The organism is Leisingera aquaemixtae (assembly GCF_001458395.1).
Lineage (GTDB): Bacteria > Pseudomonadota > Alphaproteobacteria > Rhodobacterales > Rhodobacteraceae > Leisingera > Leisingera aquaemixtae.
The window spans coordinates 159,546-183,599 of record NZ_CYSR01000040.1; the positions used below are offsets into that span (position 1 = coordinate 159,546).

The following is a 24,054-nucleotide window of genomic DNA, read 5'->3' on the forward strand; positions in this document are numbered from 1 at the left end:
TTAACCGCACGGCGTTAAAGCCGCGTTTTTGCAACCCGAAATCTGCGCCGCATTTTAGGATGTTTTTCTGCAGCACCTTCGGCAGCGGCGCGCGGCGTGGCGGCTTGCGAGCGGCGCAAGGGTGGTTTATCACGCAGGCCTGACCTGAGATTGCCCGGATATTGCAAGGATACCCCATGCGCGCGGAAACCCAGAACATCGTGGCGGAGATCGAGAAGTCGCTGGAGCTGCTGGCCCAGCGATTGAATTGGGAAACCGCCGAATTCCGCCTGGAGGAATTCAATGCGCGGGTCGAGGATCCGAACCTTTGGGACGACCCGGAGGCGGCGCAGAAGCTGATGCGCGAACGCCAGGCGCTGGTGGATTCCATCAATACTTACAAGGGCATCAAGCAGGATCTGTCTGACAATATCGAGCTCATCGAGCTGGGCGAGATGGAAGAGGACGCCGAGGTCGTCAAGGACGCCGAGGAGTCGCTGAAGACGCTGAAGGACAAGGCTGCCGAGAAGGAACTGGAAGCGCTGCTCGATGGCGAGGCCGATGCCAACGACACCTTCCTGGAAATCAACGCGGGCGCCGGCGGCACCGAAAGCTGCGACTGGGCCTCGATGCTGGCGCGGATGTATGTCCGCTGGGCGGAGAAGAAGGGCTACAAGGTCGAGCTGCAGTCCGAAAGCGCGGGCGACGAGGCGGGCATCAAATCCGCCGCCTACAAGATTTCCGGCCACAACGCCTATGGCTGGCTGAAGTCCGAGTCCGGCGTGCACCGGCTGGTGCGGATCTCGCCCTATGACTCGGCGGCCAAGCGGCACACCTCCTTCAGCTCTGTCTGGGTATACCCCGTGGTGGATGACAACATCGAGATCGAGGTGAACCCGGCCGACATCCGCGTCGACACCTACCGCTCCTCCGGCGCGGGCGGCCAGCACGTGAACACCACCGACTCGGCGGTGCGGATCACCCACATTCCGACCGGCATCGTGGTGACCTCGTCCGAGAAATCGCAGCACCAGAACCGCGACATCGCCATGAAGGCGCTGAAATCGCGCCTGTATCAGCAGGAACTGGACCGCCGCCACGCCGAGATCAACGCCGCCCACGAGGCCAAGGGCGATGCCGGATGGGGCAACCAGATCCGCTCTTACGTGCTGCAGCCCTACCAGATGGTGAAAGACCTGCGCACCGGGCATGAGACCTCGGATACCAAGGGCGTTCTGGATGGTGATCTGGACGGCTTCATGGCTGCGACCCTGGCCATGAATGTTTCCGGCAAGAGCCGCTCCGAGGCCCAGGGCGAGGATTGATCTGCGCCGCCGGTCCTGCCCTGGCGGCAGCGGCACACTGCATCTGCTGAGTGAATTGCAAGCTCCGGCCGTATCAGCCGGAGCTTATTTCTTTGGCGCCGCTGCGGGCAAGCTATCGAAATCGCCACCTTGCCGATGGGGCCCGAACGCCCTTTGCTAAGACCTGCCAAGGCTGGTTTTCGTGGCTTGGGGGGAGTGTCATGGCACGGGTCAATCTGAATCTCGTATTTGACGGTGAAACAGCCATTCCCCTGCTTGATGGCCTAAGCAGCGTTAAGTGGTTCGACCGCTTTTTGAACACCTACAACGTCTTTGAAAGCAATGCGGACAACAGGCTGGTGGCAGATGTCGGCCTCACCGGGCAGGACTGGACGGCCAAGATCGTCCGGTTCGGCGGCGCAGCGGAAAACAACCTGACCAGGATCACCGATCTGGACGGCGGAACCGGCCGCCGGATCGACTATCTGGAGCTGGGCTACAACTCCAGCGTGGTTCTGGACAGCACCCGCGCGCGGCAAATCAACGGATGGGACGGAAAGAAGCATGAGGTCACGCTGGGAGAAAACCAGCAGGACAGCACCTTTTCCATCCATCTGTTTGCCGAAGAAAACTTTGTCACCACCGGCAGCGCGTTTGTGTTCAACATCGAGACCGGCCTTGGCGGCAGCGACGCGGACAGGGCCAAGGGGGATGTGATCACCATTGGCAGCGGCGGCGCGGGCACCGTGCGCACCAGCGCCGGCGATGACAAGGTTGTGGTCCGCAAGGGGTTTGCGGAATTTGTCAGCACCTCCGGCGGTGACGATACCGTTGTGGTTGGCAACAGCGGTGCTGGCGTTGTTCGCACCGGCGGCGGCAACGACACTGTCCGCACCGGGAATGCGTTTGTCGAGCTGATCTCCACCGGCAATGGCATTGACACCGCAGAGGTCGGCGCCGGCGGTGCCGCTTTGGTCCGGCTGGGCAGCGGGCGGGATATCGTCAGGCTCTCGGAAACCGGTCCCGGCACTGGGGTGCAGATCAGCGGCGGCGATGGCAGAGACACGGTTGATTTCTCGAAGATCTCAAGCGGGGTGGTGTTTTCGCTTAACCTGGATGGAGCGTGGCAGAACCCCGGCGCGCCAGGCGGCAGGCTGGGCGCGGAGGGCACCGGGTTTGTGCAGGCCACCTCGGTCGAGAACCTGACCGGCACCGCCAAGGGCGACCGGCTGACGGGGGACGGCGGCGCGAACCTGCTTGCGGGGAAGGGCGGCAATGACCGCCTGGCCGGGCTGGCCGGGCCGGACAGGCTGAACGGCGGCGGCGGCAACGACCGGCTGGCCGGCGGCGGCGGCAACGACACCCTCAAGGGCGGCAGCGGCAATGACACGCTGACCGGCGGCAAGGGGGCTGACACCTTTGTCTTTAAATGCGGCGATGACCTGGTCCGGGACTTCGAAGAAGGCAGCGACATCCTGCAGATCAGCGGCCACAGCGGCGGCTTTTCCAGCCTCAGCATCACTGACAGTGCGGGCAGCCGCCTGATCACCCATGATGGCGGAACGGTCCGCCTGGACGGTGAGGCGGGGCTTGCTCTGAGCGCGGACGATTTTGTCTTCGTTTAACCGCACGCCGCCTGACATATGCCTATAAGGACGGGCGTGACAGCCCGTCTTTTGTGTTCTGCAAGGGCCGCTGGCTACTGTGCGGCGGGCCCCGCGCAAGTATTTAAACATGTATCTGAAAAGTATTTTTTGATGCCGGGTTCGCGGCTAGGCTGGCGCAAACAGGCATTTGAGAGGACTTACCGCGATGACCACAGAAAAGCCCTTTGGGGTGCCGCAACTGCGGCCTGCTGCCATGCCCATGCTGTTCGAGGCACTGCGCCGCGGTTGGGCCGACTTCCGGGCCAAGCCGCTGTTCGGGCTGTTCTTTGCGGGGTTTTATGTTCTGGCTGGCTGGGCCATGGCCTGGGTCACCGTGCAAACCGGCACCACCTACTGGCTGGTTCTGGCTGCCATCGGCTTTCCGCTGATCGGCCCGTTTGCCGCAGTGGGCCTGTACGAGGTTTCGCACCGGCTGGAACAGGGGCAGCCGATTGCCTTTGGCGGCATCCTTGGGGTGGTGCTGCAGCAAAGCCGCCGCCAACTGCCCTCAATCTGCGCCATCATCATTGTGGTGTTTCTGTTCTGGTTTTTCCTCGGCCACATGATCTTTGCCCTGTTTATGGGGCATGCGACGATGACCAATGTTTCCAGCTCTGCCGAGGTGTTCCTGACCGCCAACGGGCTGACGATGCTGGCGGTGGGCACCGTGGTAGGCGCGCTTTTTGCGCTGCTGCTCTATATGATTACGGTGATTTCTCTGCCGCTGTTGCTGGACCGCGAAGTGGATTTCGTCACTGCGATGATCACCAGCTTCCAGTATGTGCAGCAGAACTTCCTGGTGATGATGGTCTGGGCCGGGCTGATTGCCGCCGCCACTTTCGCCGCGCTGCTGCCCTGGTTCCTGGGATTGTTCCTGGTGCTGCCGCTGCTGGGCCACGCCACCTGGCACATCTACCGCCAGGCCGCCGCGCAATAGCGTCAGCGGAAGGGCTGGCCGGCGTGCAGCAGGCGGCGGTGGAAGGGCAGCAGGTCCGCTGCGTCGGCAAAGCCTGCACTGCGCGCTGCGGCCAGCACCTGTCCGGTATCGCGGCCCAGGTGTTCATAAACCATCCGGGTAACCCGCTCGCCGGTCTGGCCTTCGCGCACGGTGCGGGCCACGTAGCCGGACCAGAAATTGTTCTCCAGAGAGGCTTCGCGGGCCAGATAGTTGAAGGAATACGTCATCGCCCTGCGCCGCGCGATGACAAAGGCGACGCCGTCCTCGTGGCCGCTGACGTAGCCGCGGAATTCGCGCGCCGCCGGGGTGGCTGGCAGCCCCTGGCTGTACATCGCCTCCTTGGCTTCAAAGCCCTTGATGTAAGTCACGCCCGCGTCCCGGAACACATAGGTCAGGCCGATCACGAATTTATCGTCATTGATGAAGCTGCGGCGGGTAAAACGGTAAAACCCGGACGGGAAAAAATCCTGGCTCAGCTGCTGCACGCCCCGGCCCAGGAAATCCGCCAGAAATGCGCCGTTTATCACCTGACCGGCCTTGGACAGTTTTTCCACCGGGTCCAGGAGAATACGCGCATCAACATCGAAAAAGCGGCAGATACGGTCCAGCACATCCGGGCGCGGAAAACTTTCACCGGACAGGTAGCGGTTGAATTGGGTGCGGTTGATGCCAAGCTGGCGGGACAGTTCGGAAACCGACGGGTATTGCCGCGACAATTGACGCAGATTGGCGCCGAACATGTTCCTCAAATCAGCTGGTGAGCGGTTCTGACTGGTCATCTTTGGCCCTGATGGTTCAAATTTTCGCGATGCAGTTGCGGCGCTTGCAAACTGATTGTGCAAGACTTTTGCGGTGAGAAGCGAGCGGCCGCTGCCGTTCTGCGTCATGGCTGGTGCTATTCCACGTCAGAAGGCTAGTCAAGCCGACACAAAATGCAATAGCCCAGTGCGCATTTTACCATGTTGGCGTCACCCCAATTGTTTCAAAATTGGTGAGCGGCAATGCGAGGGCTGGTATGATTGGAGTCGTTTTGTGGCGGGATGAAACCCTGACTAAAGCCGTAATCTGGTGTGAAGATCAGGGGGATCTCGCTTTTTATACAAAAGAAGCTGGGGCGGAGTTTCCGGAATTCAATCCAGGCGATTGGGTTGAATTCGACCTGGCCATCAGCGGAAATGTCAGGATTGCCGGAAACCTTTCGGTCCTAATCGAACAGGGCAGCCCGGATTTGGCAGACCGGCTGTCAGCAGAGGCCTGCGGGCGGGATTCCGGCGCAGAGGGCCAGACCCGCGGCACGGTGGTTCCTTTTCCGGTGCAATCCGCAAAAAAGCGGGGCGTTTCCGCACCGCTTCAGGCCACCCGGACCTGAGCGCCGGCCTGTTTCCAGGCCGGCAGCAAAATTAGTTTCCGCGCAGCAGCGCGGCGACTCCGGTGCGGGCAATCTCGGCCAGGCCAAGCGGCCGCATGAGTTCGGCAAAGGCATCGATCTTGTCCGGCGCGCCGGTGATTTCAAAAACGAAACTGTTCAGCGTGCTGTCGACAACATTGGCGCGGAAGATATCCGCCAGCCGCAGCGCTTCGACCCGCTTGTCGCCGTCGCCCGCCACTTTCAGGATCGCCAGTTCCCGTTCCACCGCGACGCCTTCGACCGTCAGGTCGTGCACATCGCGGACTGAAACGATGCGGCCCAGCTGCGCCTTGATCTGCTCAATCACCTGCGGGGTGCCGGTGGTGACGATGGTAATCCGCGACAGATGGCCGGTGTGGTCCACTTCGGCCACGGTCAGGCTTTCAATGTTGTAGCCGCGGCCCGAGAACAAGCCGATGACACGGGCCAGAACCCCGGGTTCGTTTTCCACCAGCACCGCAATGGTGTGGCGTTCCTGCACGTCCGAAAACGTCGGGCGCAGGTTGTAGGCGGAATGGCGGGTGGAGCCTTTTTTGATATGCAGGGCAGACATTCGTGGTCTTCCTCTCGTATGTCGCTGCCAGGAAATTCGAATTTCCTGGCAAATTTCTCCGAAGAAATTTGCGGCGCTGCCGCGGTTACACCAGCACTGCGCCGCCGGCCTGGATGACGCCCTGGGTCTCGGCTTCGCCCAGCAGCATCTCGTTATGCGCCTTGCCCGAGGGGATCATCGGGAAGCAGTTCTCGTGCTTCTCGACCAGGCAGTCGAAGATCACCGGCCCGTCGTAGTCGATCATTTCCATGATCGCATCATCCAGATCGGCGGGATCGCTGATGCAGATGCCCTTGCAGCCGAAGGCCTCGGCGAGCTTCACGAAATCGGGCAGCGCCTCGGACCAGCTGTGGCTGTAGCGCTCGCCGTGCAGCAGTTCCTGCCACTGGCGCACCATGCCCAGGCGCTCGTTGTTCAGGATGAACTGTTTCACCGGCAGGCGGAACTGCACTGCGGTGCCCATCTCCTGCATGTTCATCAGCCACGATGCCTCGCCCGCGACGTTGATCACCAGCGCCTCCGGATGCGCCATCTGCGCACCGATCGAGGCCGGGAAGCCATAGCCCATGGTGCCGAGGCCGCCGGAAGTCATCCAGCGGTTCGGGTCCTCAAAGCCCAGGTACTGGGCCGCCCACATCTGGTGCTGGCCGACCTCGGTGGTGACATAGCGGTCGCGGCCCTTGGTCAGCGCCTCAAGGCGCTGCAGCGCGTATTGCGGCTTGATGGTCTTTTCCGAGTTCTTGAACGACAGGCAGTTCACCGCGCGCCATTCGTCGATCTGCTTTTGCCATTTGGCCAGCGCCTCGCGGTTCACCTTGCGGCCGCGCGATTTCCAGACCTTCAGGATGTCTTCCAGCACATGGGCGACGTCGCCGACAATCGGGATATCGACCCGGATCACCTTGTTGATCGAGGAGGGGTCGATGTCGATATGCGCCTTTTTCGATTTCGGGCTGAAGGCGTCGATGCGGCCGGTGATCCGGTCGTCGAACCGGGCGCCGATGTTGATCATCAGGTCGCAGCCGTGCATCGCCATGTTGGCCTCGTACAGCCCGTGCATTCCCAGCATGCCCAGCCAGTTCTTGCCGGACGCAGGGTAGGCGCCCAGGCCCATCAGGGTCGAGGTGACCGGAATGCCGGTGCCGTCCACCAGCTCGCGCAGCAGCTGGCTGGCCGCGGTGCCGGAGTTGATGACGCCGCCGCCGGTATAGAACACCGGGCGCTTGGCCTTTTCGATGGCCTCGACCAGCTCGGTGATCGCCTCCATGTCGCCTTTGACCTGCGGCTGGTAATGCGAGGCCGAGGGTTTCGGCCCTTGGTAGGTGCCGCTGGCGAATTGGACGTCCTTGGGAATGTCGACCAGAACCGGGCCGGGGCGGCCGGACTTGGCGACGTGGAAGGCCTCATGCAGGGTGCGGGCCAGCGCGTCGGTATCCTTGACCAGCCAGTTGTGCTTGGTGCAGGGGCGGGTGATGCCCACGGTGTCGGCCTCCTGGAAGGCGTCGGAGCCGATCATGAAGGTCGGCACCTGGCCGGTCAGCACCACGATCGGGATCGAGTCCAAAAGCGCGTCGGTGAGGCCGGTGACCGCATTGGTGGCACCGGGGCCGGAAGTCACCAGAACCACGCCGGGTTTGCCGGTGGAGCGGGCATAGCCTTCCGCCGCGTGGACCGCGCCCTGTTCGTGACGGACCAGAACGTGGCGGATGTCATTTTGCAGAAAGATCTCGTCATAGATCGGCAGCACGGCGCCGCCAGGGTATCCGAAGACCACATCCACCCCCTGATCCTTCAGGGCCTGAACAACCATTTTCGCGCCGGTCATCTCACGTGTCATCTGCTTTTTGCTCCAATTGGCGGCATCGTCATTACGCATAAAAAAAGCCCCCGATTTCAAGTCGGAGGCGCATGGGTTCGATTATGGTCAACCGTCACCGGCCCATGCGCTTGGTTCCTACGATTACGACTAGGGTGGTCACGTCCACAGGCTCCTCATTGCGTTGCAGCGGACATTATGGGCGGCGGACAGGGGCGTCAACCGGCAAACGTGTCAAAAAGGACGCTCCCGGAGACATTTTCTTGCTTGCGCCCCGGGGTGCGGCGAAATTTCCGCGAAAGCGGCGGCCCGCTGAGGCGGGAAATCGTTCAAATCCGGCACGCCCGTGTCCCGTTTGTGCCAGATCGGTGCTCCCGCAGCAGGCAAGCTCAGCCTCAGCAAAGGATAGAAGGGAAGGAAGCGGACATGGTTCAACTCTCCGATCTGGTGGATCTCGGACGCTATCCCATCGACCGGCCCGGCTCCAGCGCCTGCGCCCGGCTGATCGCGGATCTGCAGCGCGATCTTGCAGCGGACGGCTGTGCGGTGCTGCCCGGGTTCGTGCATCAGGACGGCGTTGCCAGGCTGGTGGCGGAGGCCGATGCGGTGGCAGGCCAGGGGCACAGGTCCTTCAGCCGCACCAATCCCTATTTCTCCCAGGACGACAGCACCCTGCCGGAAACCCATCCGGTGCGGCAGTTTTTCGGCCGCTCCAACGCCTTTGTCCCTGCGGACAACTTTGGCCCGGACAGCCCGCTGCGCGCGATCTACGAGCACCCCGGATTCATGCCGTTTGTCCGCGAAGCGCTGGGAGAGCCGGAGGACCGGTTCTTCCGCTATGACGATCCGCTGGCCGATGTGATCATCAACATGGTCGAGGCGGGGCAGGGCTTCCCCTGGCATTTCGATACCAACAATTACACCGTGACGCTGGCGATCCAGAACGGCGAGAGCGGCGGCGCGTTCGAATACGTGCCAATGCTGCGCACCCCGGCGGATGAGAATTTCGAGGGCGTTGCGCGGGTGCTGGCGGGCGGCTCGCCGCTGCTGCGCAGGCTGGTGCTGCGGCCCGGCGACCTGCAGATCTTCCGGGGCCGCTATTCGTTGCACCGGGTGGCCCCGGTCGAGGGGGCGCGCAGGCGCTATGTCGGGATCTTCTCCTTTGTCGAGCAGGAGGGCATGTGCGGCGGGGTAGAGCGCACCCGGCAGCTTTATGGCAGGGTCCTGCCGCGCCATTACGAGCGTGAGGGACTGCGTGCCGACGCGCTGCGGGATTAACCGGGCCTGCGTCAGGGGGCTGGACCTGCCGCGCGGGATCGGGATACTCATTTGCAGTATTCCGCAGGAAGCCGCCGGTGCCCAAAGTCATTATCCATCTGCGCAAAAAGCATATTGAGAGCGACCTTTCACGCGGCTTCCTGCAGCTTTTCGGCGTGATTCAGAAAATGCTGGCGGCAGAGGGGATCGGCTGTGACATCCGCGCCTTGGACGCCGGCATCACCAGCCGCATGCGGCAGGTTCCCGGGGATTGCTTCGCGGACGGCAATCTGCACATTCTGGATGACCGCAGCGTGCAGATGCCGAATGTGCTGAATGCGGCCTTGGCGTATCTGGACGGTTTCTGGCATCTGGACCCGGAGGGAACCCGCGGGTTCAGCTCCATCGCGGCCCGGGATTTCCGGGAGGACATGATCCCTTACCAGTACGCCAAGCAGTTCTTCGGGCGGCTGCAACGGACGTGGAAGGACGCCCGCCGGACCCGGTACAGCGCGCCAAGGGAGCGGGAGGATATTCCGCAGGGGTGTATTTCGGTATTTTTCCAGGGGTCTTACCCGGTCCGGACCGGGGCAACAGAATTTACCGATATCGCGATGCTGCAGGATGTGCTGCAGGGGGCAGGACACCGGACCGTGCTGGTCAAGCCGCATCCCTTGCTGGCGAGCATCGCCACCATGGCGGAGTTGGCAGAGATCGCGGCCGGGGACAGACGGGTGGTGATCAGTGGCGCCAACATCCACGATATTCTCGCCGCCAGCTGCGTGACGGTCTCGATCAACTCGACTGCGGCGATGGAAGGGTTCCTGCACCGGACGCCTGCCATTCTCTACGGCACGTCCGATTTTCACCACATGGCGGAAACCATCACCGGGCCGGGGCAGTTCGCCGGGGCGCTGCAACGGGCGCTGGCGCGCAAAGGCGGCTATGCGCAGTTCCTGACCTGGTATTTCCGCAAGAACTGCCTGGAAATCGGCGCGCCGGACGTGGAGCAGCGGATCTGGGAGATCTTTGGCCGCGCAGGCTTCCCGCGGGCGCGCTTCACGGCCGAACGGCCACCGGACCGGCTGGCAGGGCGCTAGGGCGGCAGGTCTTCGCTCTGGCGCTATTCCGGACCTTGGCGGCCCGCGCTGTTTCTGGCAGCCTGTCCTGCAAAGGCCCTGCTGCACAAGGCAGGCGGCAATCAGCAGAACGGGCAGATAACATGAACATCACACGGCGTCATTTCGGGTTTGGTCTTGCAGCGTTTGGGCTTACGGCCTGCAGCAGCACGGTTCCGGCCGGGGGCAGCTCCCGCAGCACCGGCCTGCCGGCGGATCTGCGGCCGGTGCCCAATGCCGGATATGACCGGTGGGTGGCGGCCTTCCGGTCCCGGGCTGAGGCCATGGGCATTTCCCAATCCACCCTGCGCGCCGCGTTTCGCGGGGCGGGGTATCTGCCGGGGGTCATCAAGCGCGACCGCAACCAGACCGAGTTCAAGCGCTCGCTGGAGGATTACCTGTCCATCGCCGTCTCGGACGAGCGGCTGGCCAAGGGCCGCGCCGCCTTTGCCCGCCACGGCGCCACCCTGCAGGCGCTGGAGCGGGCCTATGGCGTTGATGCGGAAATCATCTGCGCCATCTGGGGGCTGGAAAGCTTCTTTGGCGAGCGCCGCGGTGACGTGCCGGTGATTTCCGCCACCTCGACGCTGGCCTACGACGGGCGGCGCGGGGCGTTTTTTGAAAAGCAGCTGCTGGCGGCGCTGAAGATCCTGCAAAGCGGTGACATCACCCCCGCCCGGATGACCGGCAGCTGGGCTGGCGCCATGGGGCATACCCAGTTCATTCCGACCTCCTACCAGGCCTTTGCGGTGGATTTCACCGGCGACGGGCGGCGCGATATCTGGTCGGAGGATCCCAGCGACGCGCTGGCGTCCACAGCCGCGTATCTGCAAAGGAACGGCTGGACCCGCGGGCTGAAATGGGGCGGCGAGGCCGGGGCGCCCGGCACCCCCGCAGGCCGCATCCTCCAGCCGCAGGCGGGCGGGCCGAAGTTTGCCGTCACCAGCAATTTCAACGCCATCAAGCGCTACAACAACTCGGATGCCTACGCGATCGGGGTGGGCCACCTGGCCGACCGTATTGCCGGAGGCGGCCCGCTGCGAGCGGGCTTCCCGCCGGACACATACGGTCTGACCAAGGATGACCGCATCCTGCTGCAGAAACGCCTGACGGCCAAAGGCTTCGATACCGGCGGTGCCGACGGCGTGCTGGGCCCGAAAAGCCGCGCTGCGATCAGCGGCTACCAGTCCAGCCGCGGCCTGCCGGCGACGGGCGATCCGTCCCCGGCGCTGCTGGCCAGCCTGAACTAGGGGCAGGGAGGATCAGAACGCGGCGCCGGTGCCCTGCAGCACCCCATGCTCCAGCGCATAGCGGGTGAGGCCGGCGGTGGAGGATATGCCCAGCTTGCGCTTGATGTTCTTGCGGTGAGTTTCGACGGTTCTGACAGAGATATCAAGCGCTTGGGCGACTTCCTTGTTGGATTTGCCCTGCGCCAGCTCCAGCAGGATGGTCTGCTCGCGCCCGGTCAGCGCCTCGCGGGCGCCGTTATCCTTGGGCTTCAGGGAGCCAGCCGCACCGGTGCAGAGATAGGTCTGCCCCTCCATTACCGCGTCGATGGCCTGCTTGATCTCATCGGTCGGGACATCCTTCAGCACATAGCCCATCGCGCCGTGGCTCAGCGCGGTGGAGATATATTCGGCGCTGTCATGCATCGACAGGATCAGGATGCGGGTGCCGGGGTGCTGTTCCAGAATGATCTCGGTGGCGCTGAGGCCGCCCAGCTTGGGCATGTTCAGGTCCATCAGCACCACGTCGGGCGCCAGCCTGCCCATCTGGTTCACCGCATCGCGGCCATCGGTCAGCGAGCCGACCACCTGGATGTCGTCATAGCTCTCAAGGATCGACTGGATGCCTTCGGCCACCATCGGGTGGTCATCCACGATCAGAACCTTTACCGGATCAGCCATCATTCCCCCAATGCAGCATTCCATTGCCCGGGAGCCTCGCACCTTGCCGCATCCTCCCCGGTCACGGCAGCTGTGCAGGCGTTCCCTCCTCGCCCGGCGGCAGCAAATGGCTGAGAGGCAGGCTTGCCTCGATCACCGTGCCGCTTTGGGTGCCCCGTGATGACAGAATGCGCAAGGTGCCGTCAAGCTGCTCGATCCGCTCCTGCATGTTGCGCAACCCGATCCCGGGGCCGGTGCGGGCATCCCTGGGCGGCAGGCCGCGGCCATTGTCGGTGATCCGCATGGTGGCGCCCTTGGTATGGCCGCGCAGGTCGATGCTGACCTTGGTAGCCTCGGCATGGCGTTCGATATTGGTCAGCGCCTCCTGGGCGATGCGGTAAAGCGCAATCTTGGAGTCTTGGTCCAGCCGGTTGCGGAACACCACGGTGGAGAACGCCGTCTCGATCCCTGTGCGGGCCGCGAAATCATCGGTCAGCGCCTTCAGCGCCGGGCCCAGCCCGAGGTCGTCCAGCACGCCCGGGCGCAGGTCGCGGCTGATCCGGCGCACTTCGGTGATGGCGGTCAGCAGGCTTTCGGTGCCTTTCTCCAGGGGCGCCGCCGCGCCCTCGCCATCGCCGCGGGTCAGGCGGCGGCGGGTGTTGTCCAGCGCATAGCGCACCCCGACCAGCAGCTGGCTGATCCCGTCATGCAGCTCCCGCGCCACCCGGCCGCGCTCCTCCTCCTGGGCGTCGAACACGCGCTGGGTCAGCTCCTTCAGCTTGGCATCTGCCAGCCGCCGCTCGCGGATGTTCAGGAACATGCCGGAGGCAAAGACCAGCCCCAGCGAAATCAGCGTGATCGCCCCGATGTAAAAGAAGGTGCGCCGCACCCGCGCCTCCACCTCCGCCCGTGAGGCGGCGACGGTGGCCAGCACATCGTCGATGAACACGCCGGTGCCGATCGCCCATTGCCAGTCCTGCAGCCCCAGCACATAGGCGATCATCTGCGCCTCCTCGCCGGTGGAGGGCTTTTCCCAGGTGAAGCTGTGCCAGCCAGCCCCGTCGCGCGCCAGGCGGATGAACTCATCCACCACCGGCACGCCGGCGCTGTCGGTCAGGCCCGCCCAATTGCGGTTGATGAACTCGGTCTGCCGCGGGCTGACCAGATTGGTGCCGTCGTAGTCGTAGACAAAGAAGAACCCGTCCTTGCCGTAGATCATCGCGCTGAGGATCTGCGCCACCTGTTCCTTGGCCTCTGCATCATCGGGTGCTGCCAGGCCATAGATATGGGCAAAGCCGTTGCGGGCCTGGGTCACGTAGTTGCGCAGCTCCGCCTTCTTGGCGGCCAGCAGTTGCATCTCCAGCGCCTGGATCTCGCGCTCTGCCAGGGCGCGCGACTGATAGCCCACCAGAACCGCAATCGCCGTGCCTGCCACAATCAGCGGCAAGGTCATCAAAAGCGACAGTTTCTGCGCGTAGGTCGGGCGCAAAAGGGTTTGGAACAGACGCATCAATGGGGTCCCGGAATTGGTCAAAAACTTGTACCGAATCATTGCCCGGCCGCCCAGAGGAATCAAAGGCACGCGACACATTTGCGCCCCAGGCGTGTGCCGACATTCAGCGATTCGCGCCAAAAATGCGCCAACTGACCCGGTGCAGCCGCGAAAAACGTGCCGTTCTACGCAGTACTTGGTATTCACATAAAATTCGCCGCCGCTAGGCTGGCCCCACTCGAACCGATCCGCCCGGGGGGACCTTCCGGGCAATCCGAATGATTATGGGAGGAAAACTTTATGGATCGCCGTTCTTTCTTGAAAACGTCCGCACTGGGCGGCTCCGCCGCAGCAGCCAGCACCCTGGCCGCACCGGCATATGCCCAGGGCAAGCGCACCCTGACCATGGTTACCACCTGGGGCCGCGGTCTGGCCGGTGTGCATGATTCTGCACAATATGTTGCCGACTCCATCACGGCCATGTCCGGTGGCGACCTGACCGTTGACGTCAAAGCCGCAGGCGAGTTGGTTGGCGCGTTCGAAGTGTTCGACGCCGTGACCGCCGGCCAGGCCGACATGTACCACGCTGCCGACTATTATTTCGTCAGCCAGCACCCGGGCTATGCGTATTTCACCGCGGTGCCCTTTGGCATGACCCCGCAGGAACTGACCAACTGGTACTACCACGGCGAAGGCATGGCGCTGCATGATGAACTGGGCCAGATCTTTGGCCTGAAGTCTTTCATCGGCGGCAACACCGGCCCGCAGTCCGGCGGCTGGTTCAACAAGGAAATCTCTGGCCCCGAAGACTTCAACGGCCTGAAGTTCCGGATGCCGGGCCTGGGCGGCAAGGCGCTGGGCAAGCTGGGCGCCTCGGTGCAGAACATTCCGGGTTCCGAAGTGTATCAGGCGCTGTCCTCCGGCGCCATCGACGGCACCGAGTGGATCGGCCCCTGGGCGGACGAGAAGGCTGGTTTCCAGGAAATCACCAAGACCTACTACACCGCGGGCTTCCACGAGCCGGGCGCGGCGCTGTCGGTTGCCACCAACCGCGAAGTGTTCGAAAGCCTGTCGCCGGCCCATCAGAAGATCATCGAGATGGCATCGGCCGCCGGCCACCAGTGGAGCCTGGCGCAGTTCATGAACAACAACGGTGCAGCGCTGCAGCGCCTGCAGTCCGGCGGCGTCAAGACCCTGGAATTCCCGGACAGCGTCTGGGACGCCTTCGGCAAGGCCACCAAGGAAACCCTGGACGAGTTCATGGGCGACGAGCTGTTCGCGAAAATCCGCGGCAGCGTCGAATCCTCGATGAAAGCCTCCTCCGGCTGGATCACCAAATCCGAAGGCGCCTACCGCGTTCAGCGCGACCGCGTCCTGGCCTGATCCGCCTGACCGTCATTAACCGGATCCCCCGCCGCAGGCGGGGGGTCCATATGCAGTTGCCCTTAGCGCGGGCCGGCCGGCCAGCAGCGCCGTGTGCCCAGCCCTCAGCCGCAACTTCGCAGCAATCTTCCCGGGGGAAACATGCAGGAAGAGAGTGGCATCACCTTCTTTGGCGCAATCTGGGGCGGACTTGTCTGGCTGATCCAGAACATCGCCGGCGCCTTTTATAATCTCGGCTACGCCGTCACCCATCCGCAGCTTTGGCTCGACTGGTCCGACAAGGCTTCGATCATGCGCTTCGTCTACTATGGCGGCTCGGTCGAATTCTTCTTTGTCGTGTTCACCACCTTCCTGGTGCTGACCGCCATCGGCCTCTATTTCCGCAGCTTCATGTGGGCCATGGTCCGCGGGCTGGAGGGGATGGCCAACACCATTGGCCGCTTCTTTGCCTGGGCGGGGCTTCTGATGGTGGTGCAGCAGATCATCATCGTCTTCCTGCAGCGCGTGTTCGCGCGGCCCGACATCAGCTTCGGCTTTGGCATCCCGTTCAGCCAGGACATCAGCTGGTTTGCGGAGGAATTGAAGTTTTACAATGCCTTGGTGGTCTGCCTTTGCGTGACTTACACCTTTGTGCAGGGCGGCCATGTGCGGGTGGACCTGATCTATTCCGGCATCAGCTTCCGCGCCAAAAAGGTGGTGGACATGATCGGCTCGCTGATCTTCATGATGCCCGCCGCGGTGCTGACGTGGATGTACGGCTGGTTCTTCCTGTGGCGGCACCTGATCGTGCCGAACCCCTCGGCTTCGGACACGCTGGAGCGGCTGGTGATGAAATCCCGCGCCCTGCGGTGGAACGTGGAAACCATCGGCTTCAGCCCCAACGGGTTCAACGCCTACTTCCTGTTCAAGATCCTGCTGATCGCCTTCGCGGGCCTCGTGTTCCTGCACGCCATCGCCTTCTTCTACCGCTCCTTCCTGGAGTTCGTCGAAGGCCAGGGCAGCGAAAACAAATACCTCGACAAGGACAGCCTTGGAGAGGGTGAAGAAGCCTACGAAGGCACGCATTAAGGGACGTCGGAAACATGCTATTTGGACTTGATGGCGTCGAGATCGGCCTGCTCATCGTATTTTTCTGCCTCTTCGGGGGCATTCTCTCCGGCTTTCCGGTGGCCTTTGCCATCGGCGGCGCCGGGATCATCTCCTTCGGGATCATCGCCGCGCTGGACAGCGCGGGCATCCTGATCCACCAGGCCATCGACACCTCGTCGCAGGCCTACCGCGACCTGGTGAACTCGGGCGTCAGGCCGGACAAGGTCTCAGTCTTCCGGTACCCGGATTTGCCAAGGATGGCGGAACCGGTGTTCGTCCAGGGCTGGGAAGTGGCGCTGGACCGCAACGTCTCCTTCATCGTCAACCGGATGAACGAGCGGGTTCTGGCGGGCGCGTCGATTGAAACCCTGCTGGCGGTGCTGATGTTCGTTCTGATGGGCATCACTCTGGAACGCTCGAAGATCGCCAACGACCTGCTGACCACCATGGCGCGCGTCTTTGGCCCGCTGCCCGGCGGCCTGGCGGTGTCGATCGTGGTTGTGGGCGCGTTCCTTGCGGCCTCCACCGGCATCGTCGGCGCGACCGTGGTGACCATGGGCCTGCTGGCGCTGCCTACCATGCTGCGCAACAACTACTCGCCGGAGCTGGCAACCGGCGTGATCGCCGCCTCCGGCACCCTGGGCCAGATCATTCCGCCGTCCATCGTGATCGTTCTTTTGGGCACCCTGGCGGGCGACCTTTATTCCACCGCGCAGGAAACCCGCGCGATGGAGGCGGGCTGCTCTGACGCGCTGACGTATCTGGGCGAGCCGGCGGTGGTGTCGGTCGGCACCTTGTTCCAGGCGGCGCTGCTGCCGGGCATCCTGCTGGCGATCCTCTATGCCACCTATGCCTTTGGCTATGCGCTGCTGAACCCGCACAAGGCGCCCGCGGTCGCCATCGAAGGCGGCACCGGCGAAGTGATCACCCGCAACGAAGGCCTGACCTGGTTCCTGGCGGTTCCGGCCGCGCTGATCGGCGGCGCGATCCTGCTGTCGAGCTTTAACGTGATCGGCAGCCAGAACATCACCGTCTCGACCTTCTCGGATGCTGGTGAAACCGCCTCGCTGCGCACCACTGTCGGGCCGCAGTGCAAGGAGGCCATGATCGAGCTGCACGGGCAGGACGCCTGGGATGCCGCCGTGGCGGAGCAGGAAGCCATCGACGCGGCTGGCGGCGTGGCTCTGTCTGCGAAGCTCAGCGAAGAGCAAATCGCCGCTGCCCGCGAAGCCAAGATCGCCGCTGCGGCACCGATTGGCACCGGCATCAGCGTGATCATGATCGTGCTGGGCCTGGTGCTGGCGTTCGGCCGCGGCGTGGCGCCTTCGCGTGATGCCAAACCGCTGATCCTGGGCGCAATCGGGGTTCTGCTGATTGCGCTGGTGGATCTGGTGGCGATTGCGCCGACCACCTCGGCGGGCGTGACCGTTCTGTGGATTGCGCTGCCGCTGCTGCTGGCGCTGTGGGGCTGCCGCGAGGCCGCCGCGCGCTGCGCGGGCAACGATCTGATCCGGGTGGTGTTCCCGCCGCTGGTGCTGATCGTTGCGGTGCTGGGCTCGATCCTGGGCGGCATCACCAACCCGACGCCGGCCGCGGCGCTGGGGGCAGGCGGCGCCATCATGCTGGCGGCCTACCGCAAGCTGAAGGATGAAGGCCGCTCCGGCAGCATCATCATCTGGTCCACCTTTGCGGTGATGCTGTGCATCCTGGTCGGCATGAACTTCGACCTGCGGGTGAACCAGGGCGGCGTCAGCGTCGAAAGCTGGATTGCCTTCCTCGTGGCCTACGCCGCCTATCTCTATGCGCTGTTCGGGCTGCTCTATGGCTGCTGGGTTCTGTTCCGCTCCGGCGTGCTGACCCCGGTGGTGCGGGAAACCGCCAAGGTGACCTCGATGGTCTTCACCATCCTGATCGGCTCGCAGCTGCTCAATCTGGTGGTGATCTCCTTCGGCGGGGAGCACTACATCCAGCAGTTCCTGAAGAGCTTCGACAACGAGATGACGGTCTTCCTGATCGTGATGCTGGTGCTGTTCTTCCTGGGCTTCGTTCTGGACTTCCTGGAGATCATCTACATCGTGATCCCGATTGTGGGGCCGGTGATCTATGGCGGGTCGTTCGATCCGAAATGGGTGACCATCATGGTGGCGGTGAACCTGCAGACCTCGTTCCTGACACCGCCCTTCGGCTTTGCGCTGTTCTACCTGCGCGGGGTCGCCCCCAAGGAGGTGACGACGGCCCATATCTATCGCGGGATCGTGCCCTTCGTGCTGATCCAGGTGGTGGGGATCGCCATCCTGTGGGCCTTCCCGTCGATCGTGACCATCGTGCCGGCGCTGATCCCGAACTGATCCGGCGGCAGTGTAGGTAAACGGAAAAGGGGCCCCAAGCGGGCCCCTTTGCTTTTCTTGCCGGGTTAGGGGCGCTGCCCCTCTGCGCGCGCGGGGCGCATTCACCCCGGGATATTTTCAGCCAGATGAACAGGGGATCCTTGCGCAGACGGTCCGGCCCGCGGGCCGGCTCAGGCGAACTGGATCAGGTCCCAGCGGTTGCCGAAGGGGTCGCGCCAGACCGCTACGGTGCCATAAGACTCATGCCGGGGGTCCTCTTCGAAGGTGACGCCCTGAGCCAGCATCGCGGCGTGGTCGCGGGCGAAATCATCGCTGGCCAGGAACAGCCCGACGCGGCCGCCGAACTGGTTGCCGATGGCGGCTTCCTGCGCGGCACCTTCGGCGCGGGCCAGCACCAGGCTGCCCTGCGCAGCGCCCGGCGGCAGGATCCGCACCCAGCGCTTGGCTCCCTGATCAATATCCTCGGCCAGCTGCCAGCCAAGCTGGCCGCAGTAAAAGGCGATGGCGGCGTCATAATCCGGCACCACCAGCGAGACGGCGTGGAGATGCTGCATCAGCGGCTGCGGTGGATGGGCTGTTCTGGCAGCTGGATATTGGCGACCTGTTCGGCAATCGGATCGGTCGACAGCGGATGGCTGGCAGCCGCGAACTCAGACGGGTTGGTCATTTTCGTCCAGCTGCTTTGGTGATAGATCTCAAGGCCGGAGAACTTGGCCTTGTATCCCATCTTCTGGCTGCCGGGGACCCAATAGCCCAGATAGACGTAGGGCAGGCCGGCCTCCCGCGCGATCTGGATATGATCCAGGATCATGAAGGTGCCGAGCGAATTCTTCGGCTGGTCCGGCGCATAAAACGAGTAGACCATGCTGAGGCCGTCCTCCAGCACATCCGTAAGCGATACCGCGGTCAGCCGGTTGCTGCCCGCCTCGGCATACTCCACCACCCGGCTGCGCACCGGGGTTTCCTCGATCATTGCGGCGTATTCGAACACGTCCATGTCGGCCATGCCGCCATCCGCGTGGCGGCTGTCCAGATAACTGCGGAACAGGGCAAACTGGTCCTCGGTCGCCCAGGGCGACGTCGCCCGCCGCTCCAGATGGGCGTTGCGTTTCAGGGTGCGTTTCTGGCTGCGGGTGGGGGAGAAGGCCGCCACGTCGATCCGGGCCGACAGACAGGCCGAGCATTCCGAGCAGGAGGGCCGGTACAGAACGTTCTGCGAGCGCCGGAAGCCCTGCTGGCTGAGACTGTTGTTGAGCTGCTCCACCCCGTCGCCCTGCAGTGCGGTGAACAGCTTCCGTTCCATCCGGCCGTCCAGATAGGGGCAGGGCTGCGGCGCTGTCACGTAAAACTGCGGTGCAATGGGAAGGGTATGGCGCATCGGAACTCTTCAGCGGTTTCGCGGGAAAAACGGAACAAGCGGCAGCTACTTCGGGTGATGATAGCAACGCGGTTCCGGTGCGCCAAGTAGCGTTGTGGAAAATGGTTTAACGGTCGCTTGCGGTTTTCATTCAAACCCGCCGGTTCAGCATGACGGTGCCGAGGAAATGGTCCGTGAGGCCCTGGCCGCGCGGCGAGGTCAGCATCAGGATGATCGAGATCACCTGCAGCACCGGGAAGCCCAGGGACAGCGAATAGCCCGCGGTGTGCAGCGCTGCCATGCCGCTGTCGAGCCGCTGGCCCGCACTGTCGCGCAGCTCAATCCCGGCAAAGCGCATCCCCCAGGTGGCGGAGCCGTTGGCAATGGTCACGGTCCGGTAGGCAAAGCCCACCGCCAGATACAGCAGCGGCCAGACCAGGAGCCCGGTGAACGCGGTCAGCAGCACTGCGCCGGCGCTGAGCGTAAAGATCAGGATGCTGTCGATGACCCAGGCGATCAGCCGCTTGGCGGGTACAGACGCATAGAATTCTGCCTGGTAGTCGGGATCGGGCAGGGCGGTCATGTATGGGATCCTTTGCTAAAGGAAGAGACAGGAAGCGGAAGCCCCGCCCGGACGGGGGCGGGGCAGCCGGAGGAGGGGCGGGGCTTAGCGGCGCTTGGGTTCGCCGCCGGCTTCGTCCTCATCCTCCGCGTCATCGCCGTGATCGGCGGTGCGGGCGCGGTCATCCATGAACTGGTCGAACTCGGCCTTGTCCTTGGCGTCGCGCAGGCGCTCCAGGAAGGCTTCGAAGTCATGCTGCTCCTGCTCCAGGCGGCGCAGCGTGTCGGCCTTGTAGGCATCAAAGGCGCTGTTGCCCGAGGGTTTCATCGCCGAGAAGCCGTGGCGCGCCCAGGTTTTGCTTTTGTGGCTGCAGGAGAATTTGCTGAACATGCGTTTGCTCCAGATCATGTAGAAGAGAAGGGCCAGACCCACCGGCCAGAAGAACACAAAGCCAAGCACCATGACGGCAATCCAGGCGCCTTTGCCCTTGCTGTCCAGCCAGGCTTCGCTGCGGGAAAACCAGCCCTGCACCGGTGTGTGGGGGGCGGTTGGGGTGAAACTCGTCATCGGGGTCCTCCAGGTTGCGGGTGTATGTAAATCCCTTTCACATTACTGCATATCGGAAGCCGCAGCGGGGGTTTCAAGCCCGTATGTGAATCTTTTTCACATGGTCTCCGCCATGCGCGGCATTTCGGCCATTGACGCGGCGGTGCCGCAGGAACAGTGTCGGGAGCATGACGACCGCCCTGCAGATCACCCGCATTCCCCGCCCCTTTGACCCTGAGCTTGGCGCCGAAGCGCGCGGGCTGGTGCCTTCCCTGTCCGGCGATCTGGCCGGTCTGGTGGCCGGGGCCTGCGGCTCAAGCCCCTATCTCAAGGAACTCACCGCGCGGGAGGCGGACTGGCTGCCGGAGGCGCTGCAGGACCCCGGCGCGGCGCTGGAAGCCGTTCTGGCAGACTGCCGCGCGCTGGAGGGCGCGCAGCTGAAGCCCGGCCTGCGCCAGGCCAAGCGGCGCCTGGCGCTGCTGACCGCGCTGTGCGACCTCAGCGGCGGCTGGAGCCTGGAGCAGGTGACCGGCGCGCTGACCGATTTCGGGGCGCTGTGCGCAGATGTGGCCATCAAGGCGGAAATCGCCAATCTGATCCGCCGCAGGAAACTGCCGGGCCTGACGGAGGATGACATCGAGACCGCGGGCGGCCTCTCCATTCTGGCGATGGGCAAGATGGGCGCGCATGAGCTGAACTACAGTTCCGACATCGACCTGATCTGCCTGTTCGACGAGACCCGGTTCGACCCGGATGATTTCTATGAGGCGCGCCAGGGCATGGTGCGGGCGACCAAGAACATGTGCGCCGCGCTCAGCGACCGCACCGGCGACGGCTATGTGTTCCGCACCGACCTGCGGCTGCGCCCGGACCCGGCGGTGACGCCCGTCTGCCTGGCGATGGAGGCGGCGGAGCGCTATTACGAAAGCCTCGGCCGCACCTGGGAGCGCGCCGCCTATATCAAGGCCCGCCCCTGTGCCGGCGACATCGCCGCAGGGGAGCGGTTCCTGAACACGTTGCGGCCCTTTGTCTGGCGGCGGCACCTGGATTTTGCCGCCATTCAGGACGCCCATGACATCCGCTTGCGCATCCGGGAAAGCAAGGGCACCGGCGGCGCGCTGAGCGTGCCGGGGCACGACATGAAACTGGGCCGCGGCGGCATCCGCGAAATCGAGTTCTTCACCCAGACCCGGCAGCTGATCGCGGGCGGGCGCGATGAATCCCTGCGCCTGCGCGGCACCGTCGAGGGGCTGGCGGCGCTGGCGGACAAGGGCTGGGTGCCGCAGGACGCGGCAGAGCAGCTGGCCGCCCATTACCGCGCCCACCGCGAGGTCGAGCACCGGATCCAGATGGTGCATGACGCCCAGACCCACCGGATGCCGAAATCCGAAGACGGCATCGCCCGCATCGCCTGCCTGATGGACCGCGACCCGGAACCGCTGATGGCGGACATCAGGGAGCGCCTGGAACAGGTGCACGCGCTGACCGAAGGGTTCTTCTCTGGGGGCGCCGCGCCGCGGCCTGCGGCGCTGCCCGAGGAGACGGCAGAGCTTGACGGCGCCGTCATCGCCCGCTGGCCGACCTACCCGGCGCTGCGCTCCGCCCGCGGCGCGCAGATCTTCGAACGGCTCAAGCCGGAGCTGCTGGCCCGCGTTGCCAGAACGGCCAAGCCAGGCGAAACCCTGCTGGCGCTCGATGGCTTCCTGGCCGGGCTGCCTGCCGGGGTGCAGCTGTTTTCGCTGTTCGGCGCCAATCCGCAGCTCATTGACCTGCTGGTCGACATCGCCGGCACCTCCCGCGAGCTGGCCGGTTTTCTGTCGCGCAATTCCGCCGTGTTCGACGCGGTGATCGGCGGGTCCTTCTTTGATCCCTGGCCCGGGGCGGGCCGGCTGAAGGCGGGACCGGCCCCCCGCCCGGCCCTGGAAGACGATTACGAACCCCGCCTCGACACCACCCGCCGCTGGTGCAAGGAATGGCACTTCCGCATCGGGGTGCACCACTTGCGCGGGCTGACCGACGGCCAGCAGGCCGGGGCGCAATACGCCGAACTGGCCGAAGTTGTGATCGCCGGGATCACCCCCGAGGTGGTGGATCATTTCGCCCGCAAGCACGGCCCCGCGCCGGGCCGCGGCGCCGCAGTTCTGGCGATGGGCTCGCTTGGGGCGGGGCAGATCCATGCGCAATCCGATCTCGACATCATCGTGATCTACGACCCTGGCACGGCGGAGATGTCGGAGGGCAAGCGCCCGCTGGCCACGCGCCCCTATTACGCCCGTCTTACCCAGGCCTTTGTAACCGCGCTGTCGGCGCCGATGTCGCAGGGCCGCCTCTATGAGGTCGACATGCGGCTGCGCCCCTCCGGCACCCAGGGTCCGGTGGCGGTCAGCCTGGCGGGCTTCACCCTCTACCAGCAGAACGAGGCCTGGGTGTGGGAGCATCTTGCGCTGACCCGCGCCCGGGTGGTCGCCGGGGAGGACAGCCTGGCCGCAGAGATCGAGGACTTCCGCGCGGGCCTCCTGGAGCAGCCGCGGGAGCGCGGCAAGGTGCTGCAGGAGGTGGCGCAGATGCGCGCGCGCCTGGCTGCCGCCAAGACGCCGGCAGGGGTCTGGGACGCCAAGAACGGACCCGGGCGGATGATGGATGTGGAGCTGATCTCGCAGGCGGGCGCGCTGACCTCCGGCTCCGGCGCGCGCGATGTGGCTGCGGGCCTGGCGGGGGCTGTCGCTGCCGGATGGCTGAATGACGCGGATGCGGAATACCTCGGCGCCAGTTACCGGCTATTCTGGTCAGTGCAATGCGCGGCGCGGCTGCTCTCCGGCAAGGCCATCGAGGCCGATGCCATCGGCGAGGGCGGGGCGCAGTTCCTCTGCCGCACCACCGGCTATGCCCGGCTGGACGCGCTGGAGCAGGAGCTGCAGGCCCGCTACAGCGGCTGCGCTGCGATCATAGCGGACGCCGTGCAAGGGGAAGGAACGGATGAAGGGCAGCAGTGAACACGACCCGCGCGGTCTGATCTATGAATCCTACCGGATCGACGGCATCACCGGCGCGCAATGCCGCAGCATCTTCTTTGACTGGGCGCTGGGTATGGACGCCGCCCGTGACAGCCGCGCCGACATCCAGGCGCTGCTGGAGCTTTACGGCAAGGACCAGCCGGACCACCCGATGACGGCGGTTCTGCGCGATGGCCTGCAGGGAACGGAAAAGCCGCGCCGCCGCGGCGGCTGGCGCTCGCGCACGCGCTAAGGACCACAAAACCATCAGCGGACGCGCTTTCTGCGGACTGGCGCCGCAGGCGGCGGCCCTGCGGCGTTTTGCGCGACGGGCCTTGAATATATCCCTAACTAGGGGT

21 protein-coding genes are annotated in these 24,054 nt (G+C 64.3%); 12 read left to right on the top strand and 9 right to left on the bottom strand.

The window, feature by feature from the left end; genetic code table 11:
• Positions 1-176: 176 nt before the first annotated feature.
• The 3 genes from prfB (at position 177) to PHA8399_RS20900 (ending at position 3,866) form a co-directional block, all read left to right on the top strand.
• Entirely contained in the window at positions 177-1,304 is a 1,128-nt protein-coding gene (gene prfB / locus PHA8399_RS20890) for a peptide chain release factor 2 (RefSeq protein WP_058288009.1), read from the top strand.
• 200 nt (positions 1,305-1,504) lie between these two features.
• Positions 1,505-2,908, top strand: coding sequence for a calcium-binding protein (locus tag PHA8399_RS20895; RefSeq protein WP_058288010.1), 1,404 nt, complete (start codon positions 1,505-1,507; stop codon positions 2,906-2,908).
• 187 nt (positions 2,909-3,095) lie between these two features.
• On the top strand, positions 3,096-3,866 hold the full coding sequence (locus PHA8399_RS20900; protein WP_058288011.1) for a DUF2189 domain-containing protein: 771 nt from the start codon (positions 3,096-3,098) through the stop codon (positions 3,864-3,866).
• Positions 3,867-3,868: 2 nt separating this feature from the next.
• On the opposite strand, the gene PHA8399_RS20905 is transcribed toward PHA8399_RS20900, so the two are convergent.
• Positions 3,869-4,666, bottom strand: a complete 798-nt coding sequence (locus PHA8399_RS20905) for a helix-turn-helix domain-containing protein (protein WP_082649599.1) — start codon at positions 4,664-4,666, stop codon at positions 3,869-3,871.
• Positions 4,667-4,902: 236 nt separating this feature from the next.
• Between PHA8399_RS20905 and PHA8399_RS20910 the strand changes: the two genes are divergently transcribed.
• Positions 4,903-5,256, top strand: coding sequence for a hypothetical protein (locus tag PHA8399_RS20910; protein ID WP_058288013.1), 354 nt, complete (start codon positions 4,903-4,905; stop codon positions 5,254-5,256).
• Between the two features lie 31 nt (positions 5,257-5,287).
• Here the strand turns inward: PHA8399_RS20910 and ilvN are convergent, their stop codons facing one another.
• Together ilvN and PHA8399_RS20920 are read right to left on the bottom strand one after the other, a co-directional pair.
• The gene (gene ilvN, locus PHA8399_RS20915; protein ID WP_058288014.1) at positions 5,288-5,848 is read right to left on the bottom strand and encodes an acetolactate synthase small subunit; all 561 of its coding nucleotides are present in this window, start codon (positions 5,846-5,848) and stop codon (positions 5,288-5,290) included.
• An 85-nt stretch (positions 5,849-5,933) separates the two neighbouring features.
• Complete coding sequence (locus PHA8399_RS20920) at positions 5,934-7,685, bottom strand: acetolactate synthase 3 large subunit (protein ID WP_058288168.1); 1,752 nt, start codon at positions 7,683-7,685, stop codon at positions 5,934-5,936.
• 405 nt (positions 7,686-8,090) lie between these two features.
• Between PHA8399_RS20920 and PHA8399_RS20925 the strand changes: the two genes are divergently transcribed.
• From PHA8399_RS20925 to PHA8399_RS20935, 3 genes are all read left to right on the top strand, one after another.
• A complete protein-coding gene (locus PHA8399_RS20925) occupies positions 8,091-8,942 on the top strand; it encodes a HalD/BesD family halogenase (protein ID WP_058288015.1) in 852 nt (283 codons plus the stop codon).
• 77 nt (positions 8,943-9,019) lie between these two features.
• Positions 9,020-10,021, top strand: a complete 1,002-nt coding sequence (locus tag PHA8399_RS20930; RefSeq protein WP_058288016.1) for a capsular polysaccharide export protein, LipB/KpsS family — start codon at positions 9,020-9,022, stop codon at positions 10,019-10,021.
• Positions 10,022-10,143: 122 nt separating this feature from the next.
• On the top strand, positions 10,144-11,289 hold the full coding sequence (locus PHA8399_RS20935; protein ID WP_058288017.1) for a lytic murein transglycosylase: 1,146 nt from the start codon (positions 10,144-10,146) through the stop codon (positions 11,287-11,289).
• 12 nt (positions 11,290-11,301) lie between these two features.
• Here the strand turns inward: PHA8399_RS20935 and PHA8399_RS20940 are convergent, their stop codons facing one another.
• Together PHA8399_RS20940 and PHA8399_RS20945 are read right to left on the bottom strand one after the other, a co-directional pair.
• Positions 11,302-11,946: a response regulator transcription factor gene (locus PHA8399_RS20940; RefSeq protein WP_008553820.1), complete on the bottom strand. Its 645-nt coding sequence runs from the start codon at positions 11,944-11,946 to the stop codon at positions 11,302-11,304.
• 61 nt (positions 11,947-12,007) lie between these two features.
• On the bottom strand, positions 12,008-13,435 hold the full coding sequence (locus tag PHA8399_RS20945) for a cache domain-containing protein (protein WP_058288018.1): 1,428 nt from the start codon (positions 13,433-13,435) through the stop codon (positions 12,008-12,010).
• Between the two features lie 282 nt (positions 13,436-13,717).
• On the opposite strand from PHA8399_RS20945, the gene PHA8399_RS20950 reads away from it, so the two are divergent.
• The 3 genes from PHA8399_RS20950 (at position 13,718) to PHA8399_RS20960 (ending at position 18,237) form a co-directional block, all read left to right on the top strand.
• Positions 13,718-14,800: a TRAP transporter substrate-binding protein gene (locus PHA8399_RS20950; protein WP_058288019.1), complete on the top strand. Its 1,083-nt coding sequence runs from the start codon at positions 13,718-13,720 to the stop codon at positions 14,798-14,800.
• 141 nt (positions 14,801-14,941) lie between these two features.
• Positions 14,942-15,868 (top strand): TRAP transporter small permease subunit, encoded by a 927-nt coding sequence (locus tag PHA8399_RS20955; RefSeq protein WP_058288020.1) that lies wholly within the window; start codon positions 14,942-14,944, stop codon positions 15,866-15,868.
• 14 nt (positions 15,869-15,882) lie between these two features.
• Positions 15,883-18,237, top strand: a complete 2,355-nt coding sequence (locus PHA8399_RS20960) for a TRAP transporter large permease (protein WP_058288021.1) — start codon at positions 15,883-15,885, stop codon at positions 18,235-18,237.
• Positions 18,238-18,407: 170 nt separating this feature from the next.
• Here the strand turns inward: PHA8399_RS20960 and PHA8399_RS20965 are convergent, their stop codons facing one another.
• The 4 genes from PHA8399_RS20965 to PHA8399_RS20980 form a co-directional block, all read right to left on the bottom strand.
• Complete coding sequence (locus PHA8399_RS20965) at positions 18,408-18,791, bottom strand: VOC family protein (RefSeq protein WP_058288022.1); 384 nt, start codon at positions 18,789-18,791, stop codon at positions 18,408-18,410.
• Positions 18,791-19,615, bottom strand: a complete 825-nt coding sequence (locus PHA8399_RS20970; RefSeq protein ID WP_058288023.1) for an arginyltransferase — start codon at positions 19,613-19,615, stop codon at positions 18,791-18,793. The genes PHA8399_RS20965 and PHA8399_RS20970 overlap by 1 nt, the downstream gene beginning before the upstream one ends.
• 130 nt (positions 19,616-19,745) lie before the next feature.
• Entirely contained in the window at positions 19,746-20,177 is a 432-nt protein-coding gene (locus PHA8399_RS20975; protein ID WP_008553980.1) for an RDD family protein, read from the bottom strand.
• A gap of 84 nt (positions 20,178-20,261) precedes the next feature.
• Positions 20,262-20,723 carry a DUF2852 domain-containing protein gene (locus PHA8399_RS20980; RefSeq protein ID WP_058288024.1) on the bottom strand — a complete coding sequence of 154 codons (462 nt, stop codon included), beginning with the start codon at positions 20,721-20,723 and terminating at the stop codon, positions 20,262-20,264.
• Between the two features lie 167 nt (positions 20,724-20,890).
• Here PHA8399_RS20980 and PHA8399_RS20985 point away from each other — a divergent pair, with 167 nt between their 5' ends.
• The gene (locus PHA8399_RS20985; RefSeq protein WP_058288025.1) at positions 20,891-23,695 is read left to right on the top strand and encodes a [protein-PII] uridylyltransferase family protein; all 2,805 of its coding nucleotides are present in this window, start codon (positions 20,891-20,893) and stop codon (positions 23,693-23,695) included.
• Positions 23,679-23,948, top strand: coding sequence for a hypothetical protein (locus PHA8399_RS20990; RefSeq protein WP_058288026.1), 270 nt, complete (start codon positions 23,679-23,681; stop codon positions 23,946-23,948). Before PHA8399_RS20985 ends, PHA8399_RS20990 begins: the two co-directional genes overlap by 17 nt.
• Positions 23,949-24,054 lie beyond the last annotated feature (106 nt).

What these genes read in the sequence shown, in the direction of transcription:
- PHA8399_RS20910 (WP_058288013.1), top strand. Translation starts at nt 4,903, where the DNA reads ATGATTGGAGTCGTTTTGTGGCGGGATGAAACCCTGACTAAAGCCGTA.
- PHA8399_RS20965 (WP_058288022.1), bottom strand. Translation starts at nt 18,791, where the DNA reads ATGCAGCATCTCCACGCCGTCTCGCTGGTGGTGCCGGATTATGACGCC.
- PHA8399_RS20935 (WP_058288017.1), top strand. Translation starts at nt 10,144, where the DNA reads ATGAACATCACACGGCGTCATTTCGGGTTTGGTCTTGCAGCGTTTGGG.
- PHA8399_RS20980 (WP_058288024.1), bottom strand. Translation starts at nt 20,723, where the DNA reads ATGACGAGTTTCACCCCAACCGCCCCCCACACACCGGTGCAGGGCTGG.
- PHA8399_RS20985 (WP_058288025.1), top strand. Translation starts at nt 20,891, where the DNA reads ATGACGACCGCCCTGCAGATCACCCGCATTCCCCGCCCCTTTGACCCT.
- PHA8399_RS20990 (WP_058288026.1), top strand. Translation starts at nt 23,679, where the DNA reads ATGAAGGGCAGCAGTGAACACGACCCGCGCGGTCTGATCTATGAATCC.
- PHA8399_RS20970 (WP_058288023.1), bottom strand. Translation starts at nt 19,615, where the DNA reads ATGCGCCATACCCTTCCCATTGCACCGCAGTTTTACGTGACAGCGCCG.
- PHA8399_RS20950 (WP_058288019.1), top strand. Translation starts at nt 13,718, where the DNA reads ATGGATCGCCGTTCTTTCTTGAAAACGTCCGCACTGGGCGGCTCCGCC.
- PHA8399_RS20955 (WP_058288020.1), top strand. Translation starts at nt 14,942, where the DNA reads ATGCAGGAAGAGAGTGGCATCACCTTCTTTGGCGCAATCTGGGGCGGA.
- PHA8399_RS20975 (WP_008553980.1), bottom strand. Translation starts at nt 20,177, where the DNA reads ATGACCGCCCTGCCCGATCCCGACTACCAGGCAGAATTCTATGCGTCT.
- PHA8399_RS20905 (WP_082649599.1), bottom strand. Translation starts at nt 4,666, where the DNA reads ATGACCAGTCAGAACCGCTCACCAGCTGATTTGAGGAACATGTTCGGC.
- PHA8399_RS20960 (WP_058288021.1), top strand. Translation starts at nt 15,883, where the DNA reads ATGCTATTTGGACTTGATGGCGTCGAGATCGGCCTGCTCATCGTATTT.
- PHA8399_RS20900 (WP_058288011.1), top strand. Translation starts at nt 3,096, where the DNA reads ATGACCACAGAAAAGCCCTTTGGGGTGCCGCAACTGCGGCCTGCTGCC.
- PHA8399_RS20920 (WP_058288168.1), bottom strand. Translation starts at nt 7,685, where the DNA reads ATGACACGTGAGATGACCGGCGCGAAAATGGTTGTTCAGGCCCTGAAG.
- ilvN (WP_058288014.1), bottom strand. Translation starts at nt 5,848, where the DNA reads ATGTCTGCCCTGCATATCAAAAAAGGCTCCACCCGCCATTCCGCCTAC.
- PHA8399_RS20940 (WP_008553820.1), bottom strand. Translation starts at nt 11,946, where the DNA reads ATGGCTGATCCGGTAAAGGTTCTGATCGTGGATGACCACCCGATGGTG.
- PHA8399_RS20925 (WP_058288015.1), top strand. Translation starts at nt 8,091, where the DNA reads ATGGTTCAACTCTCCGATCTGGTGGATCTCGGACGCTATCCCATCGAC.
- PHA8399_RS20895 (WP_058288010.1), top strand. Translation starts at nt 1,505, where the DNA reads ATGGCACGGGTCAATCTGAATCTCGTATTTGACGGTGAAACAGCCATT.
- PHA8399_RS20945 (WP_058288018.1), bottom strand. Translation starts at nt 13,435, where the DNA reads ATGCGTCTGTTCCAAACCCTTTTGCGCCCGACCTACGCGCAGAAACTG.
- prfB (WP_058288009.1), top strand. Translation starts at nt 177, where the DNA reads ATGCGCGCGGAAACCCAGAACATCGTGGCGGAGATCGAGAAGTCGCTG.